Here is a 24553-nt window from a genome sequence, read left to right on the forward strand (position 1 = left end):
GCGGGGCGCCCCACGCCCCTCCCGCCCAACCTACATAAATCATAGCCGCTCCGGGGTGGTGTGGTGTGGCCGGCCCGCCGCCGCCCCCCGCTCCCACAAAAAAAACAGGCGAACTCAGCCTGCCGGCGTCAGCTGCCGCAGTTCCTTGCGTGCGGCATCGATCCACGCACGCTGTGCCTGCTGGTAGTAGCGCGGTGATGTCTCGGCGCGGTCGAGGATGTTCTGCAGTTGCCTGGCAGCATCGTCCTCGCGCCCCGCACGTTTGAGCAGCAAGGCATAGCGCAGCCGTGCTTCCTCGCCCGGGTAGCCGCCGATCATCGCCTCGTACTCGTGCAGGGCGGCAGGGATGTCCGCGCTGTCCTCCACGGTACGGGCATACAGCAGGTGGCCGTCATGCGAGCGGAAGTTGGGGTTGGCCGCGATCAAGGCTTCCAGCGTCTTGCGCGCCTGTGCCGGCTGCTGCAGGCCGTACTGGGCCTTGGCCAGGCCCAGCATCAGGTCCGGGTCCTCGCTGTGCAGTCCGCGCAGCGCACCTTCGTACAGCGTCGCCGCTTCGGCATATTCGCCGCGGTCCAGGTGTTCCTGGGCCAGGCGTCTGCGGTTGTCGGCGGTGTCGGAAACCCGCAGGCGCTGGTCGGCTTGGCGCTTGCCGCGCTGCGGGTCGATCTGGTCGCGGACCTGACGCAGGCCGCGGCGCGCGGACGGGCTGTTGCGCAGGTCCGGCAGTACTTCGGCGATCACGTAGATCAACACTGCCAGGTAGGAGAAGAACAGCAGGATGAAGATCCAGTACAGCGGTCGCCCGGTGCGCACCACGTGTACGCAGCAGGCGACCTGCAGGATCAGCGAAAGCAGAATGATCGGACTCATCCGTGTGTCCCTGTGGCGGAAGCGGCTCAGGCCGCTTCGTAGGCACCGTAGCTGCGCAGGCGCTTGTAGCGACGATCAAGCAACTCATCGAGCGGCAGTTTTTCAAGCGCGTCCAACTCATTGAGCAGCACGGCCTTCAGGCGCTTGCCCATCTGCGTGGGATTGCGGTGGGCGCCGCCGATCGGCTCGCGGATCATCTTGTCGATCAGGCCCAGGCTCTTCAGACGCGGGGCGGTCATGCCCAACTGCTCGGCGGCGTCCTTGGCCTTGCCGGCGTCCTTCCACAGGATGGAGGCGCAGCCTTCTGGGCTGATGGTTGAGTAGACGCTGTATTCCAGCATCAGGGTGCGGTCGCCCACGCCCAGTGCCAGCGCGCCGCCGGAGCCGCCTTCGCCGATCACGGTGCAGATCACCGGCACCTTGAGCTCGGCCATTTCCATCAGGTTGCGGGCGATGGCTTCGGACTGACCGCGTTCTTCAGCATCGATGCCCGGCCAAGCGCCAGCGGTGTCGATCAGGGTCAGCACCGGCAGGCCGAAACGCTCGGCCATCTTCATCAGGCGCAGGGCCTTGCGATAGCCCTCGGGCTTGGGCATGCCGAAGTTGCGGCGCACCTTTTCCTTGGTGTCGCGGCCCTTCTGGTGGCCGATCAGCATCACCGAGCGGCCGCCGATGCGGGCCAGGCCGCCAACGATGGCCTTGTCGTCGGCAAAGGCGCGGTCGCCGGCCAGTTCCTGGAACTCATCGCAGAAGATGCGGATGTAGTCGAGCGGGTACGGGCGCGACGGGTGGCGGGCCACCTGCAGCACCTGCCACGAGGACAGGTTGCGGAAGATCTGGGCAGTACGCAGGCGCAGCTTGTCTTCCAGCGCCTTGACCTCAGCATCGACATTGACCGCCGGCCCGGCGCTGGCATTGCGCAGGTCCTTGATCTTGGATTCCAGATCGGCGATGGGTTGCTCGAAATCGAGGTAGTTCGGATTCATCGGAAACCGTCAGCAATGAAAGGGGGGAAGTGTAGCCGAACGCGCCGTATCAACCCGTACGCGTCCGTCCGGACAATCAATTGGCCCAGGGCGGGCTGTACTTGACCTTGACCCGGCGCACGGCGGGGTCCTCGCGCAGGGCATCGAGCAGCTTGGGCGTGACCCGCACCGAGCCGCTGCTGCCGAGGTCGAGCATGCCGGCAATGCTGCCGGGCTTGCCGTTGAGCAGCAGGTCCAGGCGCAGGGGGGTACGGCCCGGGCGGGCGGTGGCAAGCAGGGCATCGATGCGCTGCCAGATCGGGCCGCCACGGCCATCCACGCGCATCGATACGCGCAGGGCGTGGTCGGCGCAGAGCTGCTCGTAGTCCCAGCACTGGCGGATGCGCAGCGCATAGCCGCCGTTGAACTCGTCTTCGCGCAGGCCGCCCTTGACCACCAAGATGCGGTCCTTGGTCATGAGATGACCGAACTCGGCCAGGCCATCGGAGAATGCGCTGCATTCGACCCGGCCTTTGCCGTCTTCCAGGGTCACGAAGACCTGGCTGTCGCCCTTGCGGCGTACACCAATGACCATACCGGCCAGGATCACCGGGGATTCCTGGCGCCAGGCGCGCTTCTCGCCGTCCTTGGAGGGGAAGGCCGGTGCAATCAGTTTGTCGAGTCCGCCAAGGTCGGTGCCGACCAGTTCCTTGACGTCATCGGCATACGGGTCGAACGGATGGCCGCTGAGGAAGAAGCCCAGCGTCTCGCGCTCGCCATTGAGCAGCTGTGCCAGCGGCCATTCCTTGCTCTCGGGCAGGTCGAGCTGGCTGGCGGTGCTGACCGGGTCGGGTGCACCGAACAGCGAGTTCTGCCCGGAGGCCTTCTCGCGCGCCATCTGCTCGGTGGCCTTGATCACCTCCGGCAGCTGCAGGGCCAGGGTCGCGCGGTTCTTGCCGATGCCGTCGAAGGCACCGCAGTTGATCATTGCTTCCAGCGTGCGGCGGTTGAGCTTGCCCGATTCCACGCGTGCGCAGAAATCCAGCAGCGAGGCGTATTCGCCGCCGCGTTCGCGTTGTTCGACTACCGCTTCGCAGGCACCTTGGCCGACGCCCTTGATCGCACCGAGGCCATAACGGATGGTGTCGGCGTTGGCCGCCTCGAACATATAAGCCGAATCGTTGACGCGCGGTGGCAGCACGGTCAGGCCAAGGTTCTTCACCTCGGCCAGGAAGCCGACCACCTTGTCGGTGTTGTCCATGTCAGAGGACAGCGTCGCGGCCATGAACTCGGCCGGGTAGTGACGCTTGAGCCAAGCGGTCTGGTAACTGACCAATGCGTACGCAGCAGCGTGCGATTTATTGAAGCCGTAGCCGGCGAACTTCTCCATCAAGTCGAAGATTTCGTCGGCCTTGGGGCCGTCAACGCCGCCGGTGGCTGCACCTTCGCGGAAGATCTCGCGGTGCTTGGCCATTTCCGCCGGCACCTTCTTGCCCATCGCACGGCGCAACAGATCGGCGCCGCCCAGCGAGTAATTGCCGACGATCTGCGCCATCTGCATCACCTGCTCCTGGTACACCATGATGCCGTAGGTGTCTTTCAGGATGACTTCGGTACGCGGATCGGGATAGATGATTTCTTCCTGGCCGTGCTTACGCGCGTTGAAGGAGGGAATCAGGTCCATCGGGCCGGGGCGGTACAGCGACACCAGTGCGATCAGGTCTTCGAACCGGTCGGGGCGCGCGTCCTTCAGCAGGCGGCGCATGCCTGAGGATTCGAACTGGAACACCGCGCCGGTATTGCCGTTGGCGAAGATGTCCTTGTAGGTCGGTGCGTCGTCGAGCGGGATATGGGCGATATCGACCGGCGGAATGCCGGCGCGCTCGTGGCGCTTGTTGATCGCCTTCACCGCCCAATCAATGATGGTCAGCGTGCGCAGGCCGAGGAAGTCGAACTTCACCAGGCCGACTTCTTCAACGTCGTTCTTGTCGAACTGGGTGACCGGGTTCTTGCCGATGCCGCCATCGTCATGTTCGGCGTACAGCGGGCAGAACTCGCTCAGCGGCTCCGGTCCGATCACCACGCCGCCGGCATGCTTGCCGGCGTTGCGGGTCAGGTCTTCCAGCTGCAAGGCCAGATCGATCAGGTCGCGGACGTCGTCTTCGGATTCGTAGCGTTGGATCAGCTCGGCCGAGGCCATTTCCGAACTCGTGCCTTCCTTGCCCTTGCCCAGCGCATCCTTCAGGTGGATGCCGAGGATGTTGGGGATCAGCTTGGAAACGCCGTCGACCAGACCATACGGGAAGCCGAGCACGCGGCCGGTATCACGCACCACCGCCTTGGCCGCCATGGTGCCGTAGGTGATGATCTGGCTGACGCGCTCGCGGCCGTACTTGCGTGCAACGTAGTCGATCACCTCGTCGCGGCGATCCATGCAGAAGTCGATGTCGAAGTCGGGCATCGACACGCGTTCCGGGTTGAGGAAGCGCTCGAACAGCAGGTTGTAGGGCAGCGGATCCAGATCGGTGATCTTCAACGCCCAGGCCACCAGCGAACCGGCACCGGAACCACGGCCCGGACCGATCGGAATGCCCTGGTTCTTACCCCACTGGATGAAGTCGGCCACGATCAGGAAGTAGCCGGGGAAGCCCATCTTGATGATGGTGTTGAGCTCGAACTCCAGCCGCGCGTCATAGTCCTCGCGGGTCATGCCGGCAGCAATTGGATGCACCTGCAGGCGCTCTTCCAGGCCGTCGCGCGAGATCTTCTGGATCCAGCTGTCCAGGGTCTGGTCGTCGGGCACCGGATAGTTGGGCAGGAAGTAGGTGCCCAGCCGCATTTCGACGTTGCAGCGCTCGGCCAGTGCCAGGGTATTGTCGATCGCGTCGGGGATGTCGGCGAACAGCTCGCACATCTGTTCCGGCGTTTTCAGGTACTGCTCCGCGCTGTACTCACGCGGACGCTTGGGGTCGTCGAGCACGCGGCCGGTGGAAATACAGACGCGCGCTTCATGCGCGTAGAAATCATCCGGCGACAGGAAGCGCACATCGTTGGTCGCCACCACCGGCAGGCCGCGTTGGCCGGCAGCCTGCAGTGCGAACTGGTTGAAGGCTTCCTCGCCATCGCGACCGGTGCGGGTCAGTTCCAGGTGCAGGCCGTCGCCAAACACGCGCTGCCAGTCGGCGAGCTGCTGCTCGGCCAGATCGTGGCGGCCATCATTGGCCAGACGCCCGGCCAGGCTGTGGCGGCCGGCCAGCGCGAACAGATTCTTGCAGCCGTCCTTCAGCCACTGTGGATGCACGGCGACGCCGCCCTCGTTGCGATGGCCTTCCATCCACGCACGGGTCAGCAGCCTTGACAGGCTCAGGTAGCCCTCGCGGTCGCGGCACAGCAAGGTCATGCGCCAGGGGTCCTGGCCGTCCTCGGTGATCAGCAGGTCGGCGCCGGCGATGGGCTTGATGCCCACGCCTTCGGCAGCCTTGTAGAACTTCACCAGCGCGAACATGTTGTTCAGGTCGGTGACGGCCAATGCCGGCGCTTTCATTTCGACCGAGCGGCTCAGCAGGTTGGCCTGCTTGGCCTTCTTGGGGTCGGCCTGATCGGGTTTGGCGGGTACGCGAATGGTGGAGTCCACCATCGAGAATTCGGTGTGGACGTGGAGATGGACGAAGCGGGAAGAAGTAGACATGCGGAGCCAGAAGTATGCCGGTGCAGGGTAGCGACGGGGGCGGGGTGGGGCAAGGCTTGACATGCCTGCCACCCGCGCCGGCCCGGGCCATTGGCCCGCACGTGCACACTATCAGGACGGGCGCAGGCCTGACGGCAATGCTCGTCAGGCCCGGTCCGCTGGGCTCCAGCAGAATCTGGGTGGTTCTGGCTGGCGCCCTGTTGGTGTCGCTGTCAGTGGATACGGAAGTAGCTGAGCGGTTCAGGTGCGTAGCTGCTTTCACGCACCCGCCGCTGGTGTTCATGCAGGCGGGCTTCGATCTCACGCAGTTCCAGCCAGCTGCGGCGGTTGAAGGCGATGTCATGGTAGCCACGGCCCTGGCGCTCGGCTTCCAGCTGGCGCAGACGCTGGTAGTCGAGGAAGTTGGCGACTTCGCCGGCCAGTTTCGGCCAGGCGGTGTCGATCACGATGGCCTGATCCAGCTGGCCGACGCCGGGGATCGAGTCAGGGATCAGCTGGTGGCTGGCGTGCAGATAGGCAATGACCATATGCAGCTCGCAGCTCACCTCGGCAGCGGGCTCCCAGTCGCTCTCCTGCAGTAGCTGTTCCAGCAGGTGGGCGTGGCGCATCCGTTGCTCGATACAGGGCGAGGCGCTGTCGTCTCGGGCGGCGTTGTTCAGGTTACGGGCCGCGGTGGCCAACTGGTCGGTCTGCAGCGGCGGCTGGGTGCGGCCAAGACGGACCAGCAGGCCGTTGAAATGTTCAACTTCACGCGGAACCAACAGATAGTCATTCACGTGGCTGCGACGGTGCGGGGTGCTGCTCGAGTACTGGTCCAGAACCTGCGGCAGCGGAAGACGGGGGTCGATGGCGTACATGGTGGTGCTCCTGCGGGTGGGGGGCGTCCGGGAGGGGAGAACGCAGCGCCAGCATCCGCTTGGGCGTAGCATTGGTCATGATGGCGGGCGGAGCCTTCAGACAGTCATTGCGCTGGTTTCTGAGGAATTCATGAGGGCTTGCCGATGGGTGCGGTCGAAGACCCTGGTGACACAGGTCAAGCGGTCGAACGCTACCGTTTCGACGGCATCGTGGTGGACGCGCTGGCGCATACGCTCAGCCGTGACGGCCAGTATCAATCGCTGGAGCCAAAAGCATTCGCCGTGCTGTTGATGCTGCTCCGGCATGCCGATGAATTGCTGGTGCGCGACCAGTTGCTGGATGCTGTCTGGGGCCATCGGCATGTGACGCCGGGGGTGCTGACCCGTGCCATCGCGCAGTTACGTTCGGTGCTGGACGACCATTCGCATGAGCCGCGTTACATCCAGACCCAGCACGGCCTTGGTTACCGCTTCATTGGCAAGTTGTTGCCGCCAGAGGCCACTGCTTCATCCGCTTCGGTCGTTGAACCGATTATCACTTCTACGACGGCGGAGTTGCCTGTTGCAGTTGCTGAACCCGCTGAGCACATGGCTGCGGATAGTGATCCGCATGCCGAGCCACCGTCACCGCCAGAGCGGCGATTGTCGCGCTGGTGGCGGGAGGCACCGAAGATGTCGCTACCAGCGTGGATGCGTTCACGCGCGTTCCTGATCGGCTGCGCGCTGTTGTTGCTGCTGTTGGCTGCCGGTTACTGGTGGTGGAGCCGCACGCCGGTTGTAGCTGGTGCTTCGATCGCGGTGATGCCATTCAGCAGCCTCAGCGACGATGCTGCCGATCGTTACTTTGCCGATGGTCTGGCGGTGGAGATGCACGATGCCCTGACCAATGTTCCTGGCCTGAAAGTGGCCGCGCGACAACTCGCGGTTCCCGCCAGCAGCGATGCCGACGATGACGATGTGCGCCGGATCGGGCGCCGTCTGGGAGTGGCCACGTTGCTGGATGCCAGTGTGCGTCGCGAGGGCGGGCGGGTGCGCATCAGTGCGCGGCTGTCCGATACCAATACCGGTTTCACTTTGTGGGCGGAAACCTATGATCGTGAGATCAGTGATGTGTTCGCATTGCAGGGCGAGATAGCCAGCAAGGTCGTGCATGCCTTGCTCGGTCATCTGCCCGGAAAGACATCCGGAGTTGCGCAGCGCTTGAGCCCGACCAGCGACGTCAACGCCTATGATGCCTATCTGCGCGGTCTGGCGCTGCTGCAACGGCCAATCGGCGAGGCCGGGAATGAGCGCGCGATGGCGGCGTTTGCACAGGCGCTGGCGATTGATCCGCACTTCGCGCGGGCCCAGGCCGGCATCTGCCGCGCGCAGATCGCGCGGCTGGAGGGCGTGAGTGACGCAGGCGCGTTTGAGCGCGCCCGCCAGGCCTGTGCACGCGCGCAGGCGATGGACCCCGGCTTGCGCGAAGTAAGTCTGGCAATGGCGGAGATCGCCCGCGTCAGTGGCCAGAACGAACAAGCGCTGAAGCTGTACCAGCAGGTCATCGATGATCCGGCGCTGCGCGCCGACGGTCTGGTTGGGCAGGCACGCACTTATGCTGCGCTCGGCAAGGAGGAGCAGGCACTGCAGTCATTCCAGCAGGCCATCGCGGCGCGGCCCAGTGATGCGCAGATCTATCGACTGCTGGGCTACCATCATTGGCTGCGCGGCGATGTGCCCAAGGCGATCGATGCGTTTGTGACCGCCACCGTTTTGCAACCGGAAGATAGTCGCCTATGGGGCAGCCTGGGCGGCCTGTATCTGGCCCAGGGCGACACGGCACAGGCCGGGCATGCGTTCAACATGTCCTTGTCGATCGAGCCCAATGCCGGTGCATTGACCAATCTGGGCACGATGAAATTCGATCATGGCGAATACGCGCTTGCTGCGGAATTGTTCCAACAGGCGACGGTGCTGGAGCCGGAGGACTATCTGCACTGGGGCAATCTGGCTGATGCCCTGGCCGCGGCGCCCGCAACCGCAGCACAGGCGCAGGGGCCGTATCTGCGCGCGGCGCATCTGGCACAGCAATACGTCGATGTGCGGCGCGATGATGCCTACGCCTTGGCTTTGCTGTCCTGGTACCGCGCCAACCTGGGCGAGCGTGCCCGCGCGTTGCAGGATCTACAGGCGGCACGCGCGCTGGGCACGCAGGCGGCCGAGGTCGCGCTGTGGTGCGCGCAGACCTTGACCCTGCTAGGTGACAAGGCGGGTGCGCACAACTGCGTTGAAAGCGCATTGAAGCAGGGCATTCCGCAGCAGCGCATCGATGCCTTGCTGTCGCTGCAGCGTTACACGCTGGTCGGCAACGGCGTGCGTAGGGAGTAAGTACCGGCTTTTCCGTCCGTGGCGGCGGACCTCAGCGAGGAGTGGTCGTCATGAACCATAGCGTGTGGCTCTATCTTGTCGTCTCCACCGGAACGGTTGCAGGCATTGCTGCCTGCGCCACCCAACCACCGCTTCCGGGTGAAGTGTTGCAATGCACGGAGAACCTACCGCCGCGTATCGTCAAACTGGTCTACGTCGATGTGGCGTCTGGTCCAGATGGGCCGGTAATCACTCCGGATGTGTGCACGGTGCGTAGTGGTACGCAGGTGCTCTGGCGCACCGCAGAAGATGTACAGGACCCGTTCGCATTGGCGTTTGCCGAATCCCCCGGTGCGGCCGCGTACTACCGCAGTGCGGGCAGCACAGGGCAGAAGGACTTCAATTCGCAGCGCATGGGCAGGCGGCAGGAAGTGCTGATCGTTGCAAAAATCGTGAGCAGCGAGAACAACATCAAGTACGACGTGCGCATCGGCTCAACCCACCTCGACCCTGGGATCAAGATCATGCCGCGCTGACGCGCGCGGCGCGTGGCTCAGGATGCATCCAGGCTCGCACGCACCGGTGCAAAGCTGCGCCGGTGCTGCGAGCAGGGGCCATGTGCGCGCAGCGCGGCCATATGGAAGGGTGTGCCATAACCCTTGTGCTGATCGAAGCCGTACTCGGGGTGCTGTTGGTGCAGCTCCAGCATGAAGCGGTCGCGGCTGACCTTGGCCAGGATTGAGGCGGCCATGATGCTGCGGTCGATCGCGTCACCACCGATCAGCGCTTCGGCCGGGCAGGGCAGACCCTTGGGAATCTTGTTACCGTCGATGCGGGCGAACTGGGCCACATGTGCCACGCCTTCCACCGCCAGGCGCATGCCCTGCATGGTGGCCTGGAAGATATTGAGGCTGTCGATCTCGGCTACGTCGACCATCACGATCTTGTAAGCCAACGCACGTTCGATGATGCGGTCGTAGAGTTGATCGCGGCGGAGTGCGGTCAATGCCTTGGAGTCATCCAGGCCGTTGATGCGGGGGCGTTCGGGATCGAATACGACGGCCGCTACCGCGACCGGGCCGGCCAGCGGGCCGCGCCCGGCCTCGTCGACGCCAGCAACCAGGCGCGGGGCCTGCCGTGCCAGCAAGGCGGCATCGTCAAACAAGGACAGCGAGACATCCGCTGCCTTGGGAGTGCGCTTGGCGGTCACGGCTGGCCTTGCTTGCGTGGCGCCTGCAGCAGCCCGGCGACAGCGTCGGCGGCGCTTGCCGAGGCATCCTGGCGCAGTTGCTGGTGCAACTGCTGGTAGTCGTCCTGCAGGCCGCTGACGCAGTCGGGGTGCTCAAACCAATTGCGTACTGCGGTGGCCAGATTGTCGGGCGTGCATTCGTGCTGGATCAGCTCCGGTGCCAGGTCCTTGCCGGCCAGTACATTGGGCAGGGCAAAGCGATTTACCTTGATCAGACCCAGTGCCTTGACGATGCGATACGTGAGTTCGGCCACGCGGTAGCCCACCACCATCGGCCGTTTGACCAGCATGGTTTCCAGGGTGGCGGTGCCGGAGGCCAGCATCACCACGTCGGCGGCGGTCATTGCTTCACGTGCCTTGCCATCGAGCAGGTGCAGGCGCGCGCTGGGAAGCGCTGCGCTGCGGATCTGCTCGGTGATCATCGCCTTGCACTTGGCGTTGGCCGCCGGTACGACAATATGCAGGCTGCGGTCTTGTTCGCACAGCTGCCAGGCGGCGGCAAAGAAGGGCGGGCCGAGCCGGCTCACTTCGCCCAGACGGCTGCCAGGCAGCACCGCAAGCAGCTTTGCATGCTCGGGAATACCCAGTGCTTCTCGTGCGGCTACGCGATCACCGTGCAGCGGAATTTCATCAGCCATCGGGTGGCCGACGAAGCGCGCGTCAATGCCGTGGCGGGCATAGATCGGCGGTTCCATCGGAAACAGGCACAGCACTAGGTCAGCGCTGGCACCAATTTTCTCCGCGCGCTTCTCACGCCAGGCCCAGACCGAGGGGCTGACGTAGTGCACGGTGCGCAGGCCACGTTGCTTGAGCCACTTTTCCACGCCCAGATTGAAATCCGGTGCGTCGATGCCGATGAATACATCCGGCCGCCAGTCGAGCACGCGCTGGCGGAATTCCTTGCGCAGCTTCAGCAGCCGCGGCAAATGGCGCAGGATTTCTGCCAGCCCCATCAACGCAAGCTCGCTGGCATCAAACCAGGTCTCGCAGTCGGCGTGGCGCATTGCATCTCCGCCGATGCCGGCAAATTCGGCATCGGGGTAACGGACGCGCAGGGCATTGATCAGGCCGGCGCCGAGCAGATCGCCCGACGCCTCACCGGCAACCAGCGCGATGCGCGGCTTGTGGCCAAGCGCCAATCGGGAGTCCTGGATTACAGCGCTCATCGCTGTAGCGGACGCTCGCCGTGCTCGATGAAGTCCAGCATCTGCTTGACGTCATCACTGCTCTGCGCCTGCTCGGCCAGCGCCAGCTTGGCCTCGGCCAACGGCACACCGGCCACGTAGATGGTGCGGTAAGCGCGCTTGATCGCACTGATGCGCTCTGCGTCGAAGCCACGCCGCTTCAGGCCTTCGCTGTTGATGCCGCGCGGACGGCCATGACCATCGATGCCGACCATGGTGAACGGCGGGATGTCGCCGGTGACCAGTGCACCCATGCCGAGGAAGGCGTGGTCGCCGATGCGACAGAACTGGTGGGCACCAGCGAAGCCGCTGATGATCACCCAGTTGCCGACCGAGACATGACCGGCCAGCGTGGTGTTGTTGGAGAACACGCAGTGGTCGGCGACATGGCAGTCATGGGCGACATGCACGTAGGCCAGCATCCAGTTGTCGTTGCCGATGCTGGTCACGCCACCGCCGCCGGCGGTGCCGCGGCTGAGGGTGACGAACTCGCGGAACACATTGCGGTCGCCGATCACCAGCTCGGTGCGCTCTCCGGCGAACTTCTTGTCCTGCGGTTCGCCGCCGACCGCGACGTGGCCGATGAAGCGATTGTCGCGACCGATCCGGGTCGGACCGTGGATGCTGCAATGCGGCCCCACTTCGGTGCCATCGCCAATCTCGACGTCGGCACCGATCAGGGTGAACGCACCCACGCGCACACCCTGGCCGAGCTTGGCCGAAGGATCAATGACCGCGGTCGGGTGAATCAGGGGGGCGCTATCGCTCATCGTTTACTCCGGGCAGATTATTCGCGGGTGCCGGCGCACAGCACTTCGGCGTGTGCGACCACTTCACCATCCACCTTGGCTTCGCCGTAGTAGACCGCCATGTTGCGGATCATGCGCTTGACCTGGACATGCAGTTCCAGCACATCACCTGGCACTACCTGCTTCATGAAACGCACATTGTCGACCTTGACCAGGTAGAACAGCTTGGACTGCGCGTCACGGCCAAGGCTGAGCTGGGTCAGCACGCCACCGGCCTGGGCCAGTGCTTCGATGATCAGCACGCCGGGCATGATCGGCTGGCCCGGGAAGTGACCCTGGAAGTAGGGCTCGTTGATGGTTACGTTCTTGTGCGCGACGATGCGCTTGGCTTCCACATCCAGTTCGACAACCTTGTCGACCAGCAGGAACGGGTAGCGGTGCGGGATCAACGTCTGGATCGTGTTGACGTCGATGGGCATCTGCAGTGGTGCGTTCATTCTTTCTCCTTGCTCACAGCCAGGATGCGCCGTGCCAGCGTATCGAGCTGCTTGAAGCGCGCGGCGTTTTTGCGCCACGTGCGGTTGTCGGTCAAAGGGGTACCCGACGAGTATTCGCCAGGTTCGGTAATCGAGTTGCGCACCACCGACTTGCCGGTGATGACGACGTGGTCGCAGATTTCCAGGTGGCCAACCACGCCGACGGCGCCGCCGAGCAGGCAGTAGCGGCCGATCTTGGCGCTGCCGGCAATGCCGGTGGAGCCTGCGATGGCGCTGTGCGCGCCGATCTGTACGTTGTGGGCGATCTGCACCAGGTTGTCCACGCGCACGTCTTCGTCCAGCGTGGTGTCTTCCAGTGCGCCGCGGTCGATGCAGGTGTTGGCGCCGATCTCGCAATCGTCGCCGATGCGCACACCCCCCAGTTGCGGGACCTTGATCCAGTGGCCGTTGTCCATTGCCAGGCCGAAGCCCTCGGCACCGAGCACGGCGCCCGGATGGATGCGCACGCGCTTGCCCAGCTTGACCCGCGCAACCAGGGTGACGCGGGCCAGCAGTTCCGTGCCGGCCTCGACCACGCAGTCGTCACCGATGATGCTGCCGACGCCGATGATGCAGCTCTCGCCGATCACGCTGCGTGCGCCGATGCAGACGTGCGGACCGATATGGGCGCTGGCGGCCACCGTCGCGCTGGGGTCGATGACCGCGCTGGGGTGGATGCCGGGCTCGCGCACCGGTACGGTCTCGAACAGCGCACCGATCTTGGCGAAGGTGGTGTACGGGTCCTTGGCGACCAGTGCTGCACCAGGTGCTGCCTCGGCGTCATCGGCGCGCAGCAGCACGATCGACGCCTTGCTGTCAGCCAGTTGAGCCCGGTAGCGCGGATTGGCCAGGAAGGTCAGCTGTCCGGGGCCGGCATGCGCCAATGTGGCAACACCATGGATGGCAACCGACGGGTCACCGTGCACCTGCAGGCCGAAACGGTCGGCAAGTTCCTGAGCGGTATAGGTAGGAGTATTCACGCAGCAAGTTTACCGTGTGCGCCGATGGCGGTCATGCGAACGGACGTTATCACCCTTGCAGGGCAAGGGCAGCGGAAGGGCGGGTCATCCGCAAGTACGGATGTTTTGGCCGGGGGCGAAGTGTGGCCGCCGTGGCTGGGAGGCCGTTCCACAACCTGCACGTGCAAAGCCCTTAAAAGCAAACCCCGGGACTGTATCGCTTCCCGGGGCAGCTTGAGGTAGTAATTCTGGTGTGGAGCCCCCTTTGGTAAAGGGGGCGCGCCGACAGGCGCGGGGAATCGGAAGACCAGAGCGCGCCCGAAGATTGCGCCATTGCGCAATCTTCGGTACCCGGGGCTACGCCCCGGGTCAGCGGGTCAGTTCTATTTAGAACTGACCACCAAAGGTGAACTGCAGGCGCTCGATCTCGTCACCATCTTCCTTCTTCAACGGGAAGGCGTAGCTGATCGAGATCGGGCCGACCGGGGCGCGCCACAACAGGGCGACACCGGCCGAAGCACGCAGTTCGTTGGCCTTGAAGTTGCTGGTGCCGTTGTAGACGTTACCGAAGTCGAAGAACGCCGAGACGCGCGCCGACGGGCTGTCAAACAGCTTCGGGAAGTAGGCCTCGATCGAGCCGACCGTCTTCACCGAGCCACCCAGCGGCTGGCCGTTGTAGTAGCCGCCGATGATTTCCGAGCGCGGGCCCAGGGTGTTGTCTTCGAAGCCACGCACCGAGTTGGTGCCGCCGGCGTAGAAGTTCTCGAAGAATGGCAGGCCGCTGGCCTTGACCTGACGGTGGTTCGCAGTCGGGTTGCTGCCGCAGTCCACCACCTGTGTGGTGCCCGCGGTGCCGGGGACGGCCGGAATCGCCGGAGTAGTCGGGGTGGCTGGGGTGCCTGGGGTGCCTGGAGTGCCCGGGATATCGTTCCAGCAGATATCACGGACCTTGTCCTTGCCGTAGGAGTCGCCGTAGCCCAGTTCCAGACGGGTGTTGATCACCAGTGACGGGATGATCGGCCAGTACTTGGAGAACTGGTAGCTGAGCTTGTAGTACTCCACGGTCGAACCCGGCAGCGTGGTCTCCAGGCCGAGGCGCTGGTAGGTGCCGCGGGTCGGCATGAAGTAATCGTTTCGGGTGTCGCGTGCCCAGCCCAGCTCCGAACGCCAGGAATGGAAGGTGCGCGTACCAACCGCATCGATGTAATCGATGATCGCCTTCGGGGTGTAACCCTGGTAGGTGGTGATCTGGTTGCTATCGATGCCGAACATCAGCGAGAACGCATCGTTTTCGGTGATCGGAATGCCGAACACCACCTGCGCCGAACCGTTGGTGCTGTTGTACTGGGCGGTGTTGAAGTCGGAGTAGTCGAGCTCGCGCCAGGACAGGTTGTAGCCCAGCGAGACGCCGTCGTCGGTGAAGTAGGGGTTGGTGTAGCTGAAGCCGTAGCGCTGCAGGTAGCTGCTGCGCGATGCTTCAACGGACACGCGGTTGCCGCCACCGAGGAAGTTGTTCTGCGACAGCTGCACGGAGGTGGTCATGCCGTAGGACTGCGAATAGCCCAGGCCGAACACGAAGCTGCCCGACGTGGTTTCCTTGACGTTGTAGACCACGTCGACCTGGTCGTTGCTGCCGGTGACCGGCTGCGTCTCGACGTCGACCGACTCGAAGTAGCCCAGGCGCTGCAGGCGGATTTTGGAACGGTCGATCGCCGCCTGCGAGTACCAGCTGTTCTCGAACTGGCGCATTTCACGGCGCAAGACTTCGTCGCTGGTACGCGAGTTGCCCTTGAACACGATGCGGCGCACGGCGACGCGCGGGCCCGGCACTACCTGCATGTTCACCGCCACGGTACGGTCGGCGCGGTTGCTGGTCGGGATCGGGTTGACCTTGGCGAAGGCATAGCCAACGTTGGACAGGCTGTTGGTGATGCCGTCGGCGCTGAACTCCAGCAGGGCGCGCGAGAAAGTATCGCCACTCTTCTGGATGACCATCTTCTCCACATCTTCCTGCGGCAGGATGGTGTCGCCGGTGACCTTGATGTCGGAAATCTTGTACTGCTCACCCTCGGTCACGCCGGCGGTGATGAACATGTCGCGCTTGTCCGGGCTGATCGAGACCTGGGTGGAGTCGATGCTGAAGTCGACATAGCCACGGTCAAGGTACCAGGAGTTGAGCTTTTCCAGGTCGCCGGACAGCTTTTCCTTGGAGTACTGGTCATCGCGGCGGTACCACGAGGCCCAGTTGTGCTCCTTGGACTCCCAGATGTCCATGATGTCTTCGGCCGGGAACTTCTCGGTACCGATCAGGTTGACGTGGCGGATCTTGGCCGCCTTGCCTTCCTTGACGGCAATGGCAACGTCGACGCGGTTACGGTCCAGCGGGCTCACCGTCGGGGTGATTTCCACGTTGTATTTGCCGCGGTCGTTGTACTGCCGGCGCAGTTCCTGGGTCACCCGGTCCAGGCTCAGGCGGTCAAAGGTGCCGCCTTCGCTCAGGCCGATGTCGCTCAGGCCCTTGAGCAGCTGCTCGCTCTTGATGTCCTTGTTGCCGGTGACGGTCAACTTGTTGATCGCCGGGCGTTCCTTGACGGTGACAACCAGGATGTCGCCCTGGCGGTCCAGTTGCACGTCTTCGAAGAAGCCGGTCTTGTACAGGGCGCGGATGGTGTCGCCGATCTTGGCGTCATCCACCGTGTCGCCGCGTTCCACCGGCAGGTAGGTGAACACGGTGCCGGAGGAAATGCGCTGCAGGCCGTCCACGCGGATGTCGCTGGCGGTAAAGGGCTCGGCTGCCTGTGCGAGCACAGGCAGGGCCAGACCAGCAGCTAGTGCGAGGGCCAGCAAGCGGCGATTGGGAAGTCGCGTCATATCACGTCCGGTTGGAGTCGATTTCGATAATGCGTGAGTGCCGGCGTAAGACGACGACAACGGGAAAAAGTTCATCGCGGGACCAGGCTGAGGATGTCGTTGTAGAACGCCAGTCCCATCAACCCCGCCAACAGCGCCAGACCGATGTATTGGCCGGCAGCCATGGCGCGCTCGCTAAGCGGGCTGCCCTTGACCAACTCAATAAGGTAATACAGCAGGTGGCCGCCGTCCAAGATGGGGATGGGCAGCAGGTTGATGATGCACAAGCTCAGCGACAGCAAAGCCAGGAAATACAGGAACCAATCCAGCCCGCGTTCAGCCGAGGCATTGGCCACGCGGGCGATGGTGATCGGGCCGGAAATGTTCTTTACCGAGGCATGGCCGGTCAGCATGCGCCGCATCATGCCCAGCGAGTCTGTTGCCAATTTGCCGGTTTCGCGCACGGCAGCAGGCAGTGCGGCGAGCACGCCGTACTGCTGGCGGGCGTCGTAGGCGGGGGCTTGGTTGGTGGCAAAACCAACCCCGATCAGCCAGCGCGGCTTGCCGTCCGGGCCTTGACCAGCCTGCGGGGTCAGTTCCAGTGCCAGTCGTTCTCCGTTGCGCTCGACCTCGACCATGCCGGGGCCGCCGCGCTGGCCGAGTTGCTGGATCAGTGGGGTGACCTGGTCGGCGCTGTCCACGCGCTGGCCGTCCACGGCCAGGATCAGATCGCCGGTCTGCAGCAGCCCAGTGGCGGCCGAATCGGCAGAAACCGAGTCGACCCGCGCTGGCTGCAACCAGAATTGCCAGGTGAAGCCCGCCTGTACCGGGACCTGCCGTTCATCGAAACCCGCTGGCAACTGCGACAGCGGCAGTACCCGGGTGCGCTCGTTGTCGAGTACGTCGCGCACGCGAACATGCGCATCCTGGCGGTCCATTGCAGCGGTGGTGAAGGCCATGCTGGCCTCGGCCCAGGTATCGACGCTGCGGTCTTCCACTGCAAGGATACGGTCGCCGGTGACAAAGCCGGCCTGTGCGGCCATGCCAGAGGTGCGGCCGATGGTGGCCGAATAGTCCTGGCGGCCGATCACGAACATCGCCCACAGCAGGGCGATGCACAGGATCAGGTTGGCGGCAGGGCCGGCGGCGACGATGGCGATGCGTTGCCAGACGGTTTTGTTGTTGAAGGCGACAGCGCGTTCACCGGCCGGGACCTCGACCTCGCGTTCGTCAAGCATCTTGACGTAGCCGCCGAGCGGAATCGCGGCGATGGCGAACTCGGTGCCGTTGCGGTTGCGACGGCTCCACAGTGGTTTGCCGAAGCCCACCGAGAAGCGCAGTACCTTTACCCCGCAGCGGCGGGCTACCCAGTAGTGGCCGAATTCATGAAAGGTCACCAGCACGCCAAGGCTGACGATCATCCACCACACAGACCCCAGGAAATCAGCCATGGGCACAGCTCGGTTGTAAGGTCGAATCAGACATTCGGCAGGCGGGCAATGGCGGTTTCGGTGATATGGCGGGCCTGGGTATCAGCTGCCAACAGGAGGTCCAGTGTATCGGCCGCCACGTAAGGCAGGGTAGAGAGCGTGTGCTCCACCAGTGCCGGGATCGACAGGAAGCCTATGCGCTCCTGAAGAAACGCTGAAACGGCGACTTCGTTGGCTGCGTTCAGGATCGCCGGGGCGGTGCCGCCGGCTTCCATCGCCTGCCAAGCCAGGCGCAGGCAGGGGAAGGCGTCCATGTCCGGCGCCTCGAAATCCAGCCGGCCGTGGGTCAGTAAATCCAGACCGCTGACGCCCGACTCGATGCGCTGCGGCCAGCCCAGCCCGACGGCGAGGGTAGTGCGCATGTCTGGCAGGCCAAGCTGGGCCAGAGTCGAGCCGTCGATGAATTCGACCAGCGAATGCACCAGGCTCTGCGGATGCACCAGCACGTCGATGCGCGAGCCGGGCACGTTGAACAGATGGTGGGCCTCGATGACTTCGAGCCCTTTATTCATCAACGTCGCCGAATCGACCGAGATCTTCGGGCCCATCGACCACTTCGGGTGGGCAACGGCCTGTGCCACGGTCACCTTTTCCAGCTCGGCGCGGCTGCGCCCCCGGAACGGGCCGCCGGACGCGGTCAGGATGATGCGGCGGACGCCGGCTTCCAGCCGCGCATCGCGCGAGCGCAGGCATTGGAAGATGGCGTTGTGCTCGCTGTCGATCGGGATGATCTCGGCGCAGGCGTTGGCGGCCTCGCGGGTCAGCAGCTCACCGGCCAGGACCAGCGATTCCTTGTTTGCCAACAGCAGGCGCTTGCCGGCGCGGGCTGCGGCGAGCGTGGACGACAGGCCGGCGGCACCAACGATGGCGGCAACGACGGTGTCGCAGCAGTCGCTGGCGGCCAGTGCATCGATGGCTTGATGACCGGCATGTGCCTCGGTTGCCAGTCCGGCGTCTTTCAGGCCGTCACGCAGGCGCGTGAACAACGCCGGGTCGGCAATCGCGGCGTGATCCGGGCGGTGCTGTCGGCACAGTGTGATCAGCGTATCCACGCTGCTGCCCGCAGCCAGCACGCTGGCGCGCATCTGCTGCGGGTGGCGGGCCATCACATCCAGCGCCGAGGTGCCGATGGAGCCGGTGGCGCCAAGGATGGCGACCTGACGTATAGAAGAGGTGGACATGCTTAGAAGCCGAAGATTTCCTTGCCCAGCGCAAACACCGGCAGCGCGGCGAGGACGCCGTCGATGCGGTCCAGTACGCCGCCATGGCCGGGAATGATATGCCCCGAATCCTTGGCGCCGGCATGGCGCTTGAGCAGGCTTTCAAACAGATCGCCGAGCACCGATGCCAGCACCGCCACCGCAGTAACCAGCATCAGCCAGCCGAACTGTGAGGTCTGCACGCCGGCAAACCAGCCAAATACGCCTGCGATAACCAGGCCAGCGACCAGTCCGCCAAGCAGGCCTTCAATGGTCTTGTTGGGGCTGATACGCGGGGCCAACTTGTGTTTGCCGAAGGCGCGGCCAGCGAAATAGGCGCCGGAGTCGGCCGCCCAGACCAGCGAAAGCGCGGTCAACAGCCACAGGTGGCCGTTGCTTCCGGCATGAATCAATACCAGCGAGGCCCAGGCCGGGATGATGGCCAGGCTGCTGGCGGCGAGCTTCAGCATGCGCGCGCTGCTTTCGTCGTGCGCGCCAAAATCGAAGAAACGCAGCCACAGCAAGGCCAGCAGCCAGAAGCCGACGCCGACCAGCGCCGCCAGCTGGAACAGCACCATGCTACCGTCCGAGGCCCAGACCAGCAGCACCATCAGCAGCAGGTTCAGCACCACCAGCACGGTGCGTGGCAGGCCAATAACACCGGTGAGCTTGAGCCACTCCCACAGGCCGATCAGGAACACCAGCGCGGCAGCGGCAGCCAGCCATTGGCTGGGCAGGAACAGGATTGCGCAGATCGCCACCGGGGCCATGATCAGCGCTGCAATCACACGTGTTTTGGTCATGAATGTGCGCTCGTTGCCGCAGTGGCGGCGATCTGGGCGCTGGTCAGACCAAAGCGGCGCTCGCGCCTAGCGTAGTCATCCAGTGCCAGTTGAAGGACGGCCGCATCGACATCCGGCCACAGCACGTCAGTGAACCACAGCTCGCTATAGGCCAGCTGCCACAGCAGGAAGTTGCTGATGCGGGTATCGCCGCCGGTGCGGATGAACAGGTCTGGTGGTGGCATGTCGGCCAACGCCACGTACCGACCCAGGGTCTGCTCGTCGATCTGCTCGGGGCGCAGGGTGCCGGCGGCGACCTGTTCGGCCAGGGCGCGGGCAGCCATGGCGATATCCTGGCGGCCACCATAGCTGGCGGCAATGCTCAGGGTCATCGCAGTATTGCCGATGGTCCGCTGTTCGGCCTTGTCCATGCGCTGGACGATGCTGCCGGCAAATCGGCTGCGGTCACCGATGAAGCGCACGCGCACGCCACGGCGGTGGAGTTCATCCACTTCGCGGTCCAATGCGCCGAGGAACAGCTTCATCAGTGAATCGACTTCTTCCTGTGGACGCCCCCAGTTTTCACTGGAAAACGCGAACAGGGTCAGTGCGCCGATGCCGCGTTCAAGGCAGAAGTCGATGCTGCGGTTGACCGCGCGCGCACCGGCACGGTGGCCGATCATGCGCGGCCGCCGGCGTTGCTGCGCCCAACGGCCATTGCCATCCATGATGATGGCAATGTGCCCCGGCAATGCCGGGGCAGCGGTGTCGTCGTGCAGGACGGAGGACACGCCTCAGACCGCCATCAGTTCCTGTTCTTTGAGCTTGACCACTTCGTCGACGTCCTTGATCGCCTTGTCGGTCAGCTTCTGGATGTCTTCCTGGCTGCGACGGTCGTCATCCTCGGTGATCGCCTTGTCCTTGAGCAGCTTGGCCACTTCCTGGTTGGCGTCACGGCGGATGTTGCGGATGGCGATCTTGGTTTCTTCGCCTTCCTTGCTCACCGACTTGGCCAGTTCCTTGCGGCGCTCTTCGGTGAGCGGCGGCAGGTTCAGGCGGATCACGGTGCCCATGGTGGTGGGGGTGATGCCGATGTCGGAGGCGTAAATGGCTTTTTCCACTTCCTTGATCATGTTCTTGTCGAACAGGGTGATGACCAGCGAGCGCCCTTCGGACACGCTGATGCTGGCCACCTGATTCAAGGGGGTGTCGGTGCCGTAGGCCTTGACCTTGATGCCGTCCAGCAGGGCCGGCGAAGCGCGACCGGTGCGGATGGTGGTAAGGGTATGGCGCAGAGCGTCAATGCTCTTGGTCATGCGCGCCTGCGCATCTTGCTTGATATCGTTGATCATCGGCCGAATCCTGGATGTTTCTAGAACCGGCCGATTATAGGCGATTACCCCTGCCCACCGCGCCGGCGGCGTGGGTTAGTGTGCGTCGCGGCCGTGGACCAGGGTGCCGATGTGCTCGCCGTGCAGGATTTTCAGCAGTTCGCCGGGCTGGCTCATGTCGAAAACGCGCAGCGGCAGGTCGCTGTCACGGGCCAGCGCAAAGGCGGCCGTGTCCATGACTTCCAGGCCCTGGCTGATGACCTGATCGTAGCTCAGGCTCTCATAGCGGACCGCATCGGCGTGCTTGTTCGGGTCCTTGTCGTAGACGCCGTCGACCTTGGTGGCCTTGAGCAGCAGATCGGCACCGATCTCGATCGCGCGCAGTGCAGCGCCCGAATCGGTGGTGAAGAACGGGTTGCCGGTGCCGGCGGCGAAGATCACCAGGCGGCCCTTTTCCAGATGACGGATGGCGCGGCGACGGATGTAGTCCTCGCACACGTCGTTGATCTTGATCGCGCTCATCACGCGGGCCTTGCCGCCGGCTTTCTCAAGCGCGTCCTGCATGGCGAGGGCGTTGATGACGGTCGCCAGCATGCCCATGTGGTCGCCGGTGACGCGGTCCATGCCGCCTGCGGCCAGGCCGGCACCGCGGAAGATGTTGCCGCCGCCAACCACCAGCGCGATCTCAACGCCCGCGTTCTGGGCCTCGATGACTTCGTGGGCCAGGCGATTGATGACCTTGGGGTCGATGCCGTAGTCCTCATCCCCCATCAGCGCCTCCCCGGAAAGTTTCAACAGGATGCGACGGTAGGCGAGCTTGGACATGGTGACCTCAGATGGCTGGAAAACGCGGGGGATTCTAACGGATGCCGCAGTTTCAGGTGACATCTATTGTTGCAATGCAGCGACAAAACGTCGGTCAATCGCAATCTGGTTCAGCAGGCGGTGGGGTGGGGGTCCGGTGCGCGGGCAATGACCCGGTTGCGGCCAAGGTTCTTGGAGCGGTACAGCACGTCGTCGGCGGCCTTGAGCAGGTCGCGCATATCGGTGAAACGCTCATATGCGCCATGGGTGGCGACGCCGGCCGAGAAGGTCACATGCAGCGGCATGTCGGCCACGGTGACGATCGGGGTCTGGGTGATGGCGCCAAGCACGCGGCGGATCACTTCCAATGCGGTCTGCTCGTTGGTGCCGGGGAACAGCACCACGAATTCCTCGCCGCCGAAGCGGGCAACGGTATCGCTGCCGCGCAGCTGGCCCTGCAACTGGCTGGCGAACGCCTGCAGGACCTGGTCGCCGACCAGATGGCCATGCTGGTCGTTGATTTTCTTGAAGTCGTCCAGGTCGATGAAGGCTACCGACAATGGTCGATCAGCGCGGCCGGCGCGGTCGAATTCCTGTGCCAGCACCACTTCCAGCTGGCGTCGGTTCAACAGGCCGGTGAGTGCGTCCAGGTGCGCCTGCTCGGTCAGCCGGCGTGCTTGTTGTTCGAAGTCATCGGCGCGTCGTTTGGCGGCGCCAGCGTCCTGCAGCTCGCGCAGGTTGCGCAGGGCCATCAATTCGGCGGCGTGATCGAGCAGGTAGGTGATGCGCGCGGGTGACGGTACCGGCACGTCGAACAATGCGCTGATCTCCGGCAGCATCTGGCTGACCTGTTGTAGCACCAGTTCGAACTGGCTGCTGTCCATTTCCAGCTGTGCATGCACCAGACGCAGGGCGGTGTCGCGGGCCTGGTCGGTGTCCTTGCTCAGCCAGATCTCCGCAATGCTGCCTGACAGGGCAACGCAGCGGCCGAACAGGTCGGCCGGTTCGGCCGGCGCTTCGCTGTGCCTGATGGCGTCGACCAGGTAGGACGGCAGGCCCCATTGCTCGCACAGCTCGGCGCCGACGTCGGCATGGCTGCACTCCAGAATGGTGCGTTCATGGGCCAGGAGTTCTTCATTGCTGTTGGCGCCGGCAAGCAGGGCCGGGTAGTTGTCGCTACGCAGCTGCAACAGGGCAAGGATGCCGATGTCCTGCAGCAGGCCGGCCAGCATCAACTCTTCCACCCGGCGCACATTGCGCGCCAGGCCCAGGTAGCGGGCGGCCAGGGCGCTGAGGATGCTGCGGCGCCAGACCGCTTGCAGTAGTTGAGCGTGGTCCTCGTCCTCGCGCAGGGCGCGCGACAGGCTGAAACCCAGCGCCAGCTGCAAGGTGGCGTTGAGGCCGAGCATGGTCAATGCCTGGCCGAGGTTTTCAATGCGGCGTCGGCTGGCGTATAGCGGCGAATTGGCGATGCGCATCATGCGTGCGCTCAAGCCCATATCCAGTGCTATCACGTCAGCGGCGCTGGCGATGTCGGTTTCCGGATCCTGCGCAAGCTCGATCAAACGGACAGCGATGGCCGGTGGCGAGGGCAGGTTGCGGCAGAGGGACAGGGCTGCAGTAAGCTCGGGGGACATGTCGAAGAAGCAGGCGGCAGTGGTTCAAGCATACAGGATGGCTTAAGCAAAGACGGGGTATTGCGGTCCAGTGCCGGGAGTGTGGTGTCGCAGGTACTTTGCGGCAAAGAAAAAGCCGCGGAAATTCGCGGCTTTTTCAGATGTTGCGGGCAGCGGGTGCTTAGACCTGCATCGCCTTGGCAACTTCGGCGGCGTAGTCTTCCACCACCTTCTCGATGCCTTCGCCAACAGCCAGGCGCTGGAAGCCGACGACGTCGCCGCCAGCGGCCTTGACGGCCTGCTCGACGGTCTTGTCGCTGTCCAGCACGTAGCTCTGGCCGTACAGGGTCACTTCGCTGATGATCTTGTTGATCTTGCCGCTGATGATCTTTTCCAGGATGTCGGCCGGCTTGGCCTTGTCCTTGTCGGTCATCTTGGCCAGCTCGATTTCCTTTTCCTTTGCAACGAAGTCGGCCGGAACGTCGGCTGCCTTGTTGTGCGGCGGGTTCATCGCGGCAACGTGCATTGCCAGGCCCGAGGCCAGCTCGGCGTTGCCACCGGCCAGTTCGACCAGTACGCCGATCTTGCCGTTGCTGTGCACGTAGGTGCCAACGGTGTTGTCGCCGCTGATCTTGACCAGACGACGGATCTGGATGTTTTCACCCAGCTTCTGGATCGCGATGGCGCGGGTTTCTTCGACGGTTTCGCCGCTGGCCAGCTTGACCGACTTCAGGGCTTCAACGTCGGCGACGCCGGATGCCAGGGCGGCAGCGGCAACGGCATCAACGAAAGCCTTGAAGTTGACGTCGTTGGCAACGAAGTCGGTTTCCGAGTTCACTTCGACCAGGACGGCGTTGCCGCCGTTGCTGGCAACGCCCACGCGGCCTTCGGCGGTGACGCGATCAGCCTTCTTGTCGGCCTTGGCAGCGCCGGACTTGCGCAGGGCTTCCGCCGCTGCGTCGATGTCGCCGTTGGTCTCGGACAGAGCCTTCTTGCACTCCATCATGCCGGCGCCGGTGCGCTCGCGCAGTTCCTTGACCAGGGAAGCAGTGATTTCCATGGAATTACCTCATCAATA

The 24553-nt window shown here is 64.1% G+C and carries 20 protein-coding genes; 2 read left to right on the plus strand and 18 right to left on the minus strand.

Annotated elements, in window-relative coordinates; genetic code table 11:
* Positions 1–114: 114 nt before the first annotated feature.
* The 4 genes from ACVOMF_RS02595 to ACVOMF_RS02610 all read right to left on the minus strand — a co-directional run bounded on the left by ACVOMF_RS02595 (position 115) and on the right by ACVOMF_RS02610 (position 6380).
* Positions 115–870 carry a tetratricopeptide repeat protein gene (locus tag ACVOMF_RS02595; protein WP_481507880.1) on the minus strand — a complete coding sequence of 252 codons (756 nt, stop codon included), beginning with the start codon at positions 868–870 and terminating at the stop codon, positions 115–117.
* Between the two features lie 26 nt (positions 871–896).
* Positions 897–1856: an acetyl-CoA carboxylase carboxyltransferase subunit alpha gene (locus ACVOMF_RS02600; protein WP_481507881.1), complete on the minus strand. Its 960-nt coding sequence runs from the start codon at positions 1854–1856 to the stop codon at positions 897–899.
* Positions 1857–1932: 76 nt separating this feature from the next.
* Positions 1933–5523, minus strand: a complete 3591-nt coding sequence (dnaE, locus tag ACVOMF_RS02605; RefSeq protein ID WP_481507882.1) for a DNA polymerase III subunit alpha — start codon at positions 5521–5523, stop codon at positions 1933–1935.
* 212 nt (positions 5524–5735) lie between these two features.
* Complete coding sequence (locus tag ACVOMF_RS02610) at positions 5736–6380, minus strand: YkvA family protein (protein ID WP_481507883.1); 645 nt, start codon at positions 6378–6380, stop codon at positions 5736–5738.
* A 144-nt stretch (positions 6381–6524) separates the two neighbouring features.
* Between ACVOMF_RS02610 and ACVOMF_RS02615 the strand changes: the two genes are divergently transcribed.
* Complete coding sequence (locus ACVOMF_RS02615) at positions 6525–8747, plus strand: winged helix-turn-helix domain-containing tetratricopeptide repeat protein (RefSeq protein ID WP_481507884.1); 2223 nt, start codon at positions 6525–6527, stop codon at positions 8745–8747.
* 50 nt (positions 8748–8797) lie between these two features.
* Positions 8798–9262 (plus strand): hypothetical protein, encoded by a 465-nt coding sequence (locus tag ACVOMF_RS02620; protein ID WP_481507885.1) that lies wholly within the window; start codon positions 8798–8800, stop codon positions 9260–9262.
* A 17-nt stretch (positions 9263–9279) separates the two neighbouring features.
* On the opposite strand, the gene ACVOMF_RS02625 is transcribed toward ACVOMF_RS02620, so the two are convergent.
* The 14 genes from ACVOMF_RS02625 to tsf form a co-directional block, all read right to left on the minus strand.
* Complete coding sequence (locus ACVOMF_RS02625; protein WP_481507926.1) at positions 9280–9897, minus strand: ribonuclease HII; 618 nt, start codon at positions 9895–9897, stop codon at positions 9280–9282.
* A 35-nt stretch (positions 9898–9932) separates the two neighbouring features.
* Positions 9933–11141, minus strand: a complete 1209-nt coding sequence (gene lpxB / locus ACVOMF_RS02630; RefSeq protein WP_481507886.1) for a lipid-A-disaccharide synthase — start codon at positions 11139–11141, stop codon at positions 9933–9935.
* A complete protein-coding gene (gene lpxA / locus ACVOMF_RS02635) occupies positions 11138–11929 on the minus strand; it encodes an acyl-ACP--UDP-N-acetylglucosamine O-acyltransferase (RefSeq protein WP_062166472.1) in 792 nt (263 codons plus the stop codon). The genes lpxB and lpxA overlap by 4 nt, the downstream gene beginning before the upstream one ends.
* A 17-nt stretch (positions 11930–11946) precedes the next feature.
* Positions 11947–12405, minus strand: a complete 459-nt coding sequence (gene fabZ / locus ACVOMF_RS02640; protein ID WP_481507887.1) for a 3-hydroxyacyl-ACP dehydratase FabZ — start codon at positions 12403–12405, stop codon at positions 11947–11949.
* Positions 12402–13424 (minus strand): UDP-3-O-(3-hydroxymyristoyl)glucosamine N-acyltransferase, encoded by a 1023-nt coding sequence (gene lpxD, locus ACVOMF_RS02645; protein ID WP_303746953.1) that lies wholly within the window; start codon positions 13422–13424, stop codon positions 12402–12404. The genes fabZ and lpxD overlap by 4 nt, the downstream gene beginning before the upstream one ends.
* A gap of 366 nt (positions 13425–13790) precedes the next feature.
* On the minus strand, positions 13791–16274 hold the full coding sequence (gene bamA, locus ACVOMF_RS02650; RefSeq protein ID WP_481507888.1) for an outer membrane protein assembly factor BamA: 2484 nt from the start codon (positions 16272–16274) through the stop codon (positions 13791–13793).
* Positions 16275–16345: 71 nt separating this feature from the next.
* Positions 16346–17704, minus strand: a complete 1359-nt coding sequence (gene rseP / locus ACVOMF_RS02655; RefSeq protein WP_481507889.1) for an RIP metalloprotease RseP — start codon at positions 17702–17704, stop codon at positions 16346–16348.
* 26 nt (positions 17705–17730) lie between these two features.
* Positions 17731–18924, minus strand: a complete 1194-nt coding sequence (locus ACVOMF_RS02660; protein ID WP_481507890.1) for a 1-deoxy-D-xylulose-5-phosphate reductoisomerase — start codon at positions 18922–18924, stop codon at positions 17731–17733.
* A gap of 2 nt (positions 18925–18926) precedes the next feature.
* The gene (locus ACVOMF_RS02665) at positions 18927–19745 is read right to left on the minus strand and encodes a phosphatidate cytidylyltransferase (RefSeq protein ID WP_481507891.1); all 819 of its coding nucleotides are present in this window, start codon (positions 19743–19745) and stop codon (positions 18927–18929) included.
* Entirely contained in the window at positions 19742–20515 is a 774-nt protein-coding gene (uppS, locus tag ACVOMF_RS02670) for a polyprenyl diphosphate synthase (protein ID WP_481507892.1), read from the minus strand. Before uppS ends, ACVOMF_RS02665 begins: the two co-directional genes overlap by 4 nt.
* A 3-nt stretch (positions 20516–20518) precedes the next feature.
* The gene (gene frr, locus ACVOMF_RS02675; protein ID WP_481507893.1) at positions 20519–21076 is read right to left on the minus strand and encodes a ribosome recycling factor; all 558 of its coding nucleotides are present in this window, start codon (positions 21074–21076) and stop codon (positions 20519–20521) included.
* Between the two features lie 75 nt (positions 21077–21151).
* Positions 21152–21880, minus strand: coding sequence for a UMP kinase (pyrH, locus tag ACVOMF_RS02680; protein ID WP_481507894.1), 729 nt, complete (start codon positions 21878–21880; stop codon positions 21152–21154).
* A 110-nt stretch (positions 21881–21990) separates the two neighbouring features.
* The gene (locus tag ACVOMF_RS02685) at positions 21991–23496 is read right to left on the minus strand and encodes an HDOD domain-containing protein (RefSeq protein ID WP_481507895.1); all 1506 of its coding nucleotides are present in this window, start codon (positions 23494–23496) and stop codon (positions 21991–21993) included.
* Positions 23497–23656: 160 nt separating this feature from the next.
* On the minus strand, positions 23657–24535 hold the full coding sequence (gene tsf, locus ACVOMF_RS02690; protein ID WP_481507896.1) for a translation elongation factor Ts: 879 nt from the start codon (positions 24533–24535) through the stop codon (positions 23657–23659).
* Positions 24536–24553 lie beyond the last annotated feature (18 nt).

Source organism: Stenotrophomonas sp. STEN022 (genome assembly GCF_056760155.1).